We start from the raw sequence: 1187 nt of genomic DNA on the forward strand, positions 1-1187 counted from the left end.
TTCATTGTTCGTCTCCTTTTTTAGACTAATTAAGCCATTCCCCAAAGATTTCATATCTGACTTTTCAGATAAATAAGGCGTTGAGTATTTTTTTAAAGTTTTATAAATGGAAGTAAAGCGGCTCTTTGTTTTACTATATTTAACTGGTTCTTGCATTATTATATTAGCAATAACTCCACTAACAAAAGGAGTTGCCATGGATGTTCCACTAACATTGATATAATTATCCTTAGGAGAAGTTGTAAGAATATCTTCACCTGGAGCAACAAAATCTATTTTTCCCCTTGCAGAGTATTTTGCTCTTTTCATTTTTTTATTTATAGCTCCAACTGAAATTACATTTTGATATCTTGCAGGATAATCAGCATTTAATCCATAATTATTTCCAGCAGCAGCTACTACAATAACTCCCTTTTCGTTAGCCTCATCTATAACTCTTTTTAATTTTTGATCACTTTTTTTCAATCCAACACTAATGTTAACAATATCTACATTATTATCTATTGACCATTCAATCCCCTTAACAATAGACTCTACACTACCACGTCCTTTATCATCCAATACTTTGACCGAATAAATATCTGCATAGGGAGCTATTCCTAATGTACCAATCTTATTATCATTAGAAGCTATGATTCCAGCTACTGCAGTTCCGTGGCCAAACTTATCCTCGATAACACCTTTACTAGGTTCAAGAGCATTATATTCTTTCTTTACAACACCTTTTAAATCTTCATGATTTGAATCTATTCCACTATCAAGAATGGCTATAGATATGTTGGATTTTTTCTCTATTTTTTCATTCTTCCCAATTAGCCTTAATCCCCAAGACTCGACTTGTTGAGTCTTATAATCTTTTGTTTCTTGCCCCTTTTTTCTTAGCACTTTACTCCCTTGGGATTGATTTAAATCAATGAAAAATAGTAATATTATAATGGATAATATGGAAATAAAAATAAAAATATACCTTTTCAGTTAATTACACCTCCTTTTTCCAATAGTATTCTACTACAAAATGTAATCTCCCTCAATATATATTTCCCATAAATATAAAAATACAAGAGAAAAAATAGTTAAATAAACTCATTAAACCCCCAGAACGTTCTCTTGTTATAAAAATTAAATAGAACCTCACGAGTGATATAATTCCCTTCTTCAGATAGATTGATTTAAAAAGCTTTTAATGT

Annotated in this window: 1 protein-coding gene; it reads right to left on the reverse strand. The window is 30.5% G+C overall.

All coding sequences use genetic code 11. The features are described from left to right. Positions 1-885, reverse strand: an 885-nt coding sequence (locus tag N878_RS27045; RefSeq protein ID WP_156350913.1) for a S8 family peptidase, incomplete at its 3' end; no start/stop codon positions are given. Positions 886-1187 lie beyond the last annotated feature (302 nt).

The organism is Pseudomonas sp. EGD-AK9, from assembly GCF_000465935.2.
Lineage (GTDB): Bacteria > Pseudomonadota > Gammaproteobacteria > Pseudomonadales > Pseudomonadaceae > Aquipseudomonas.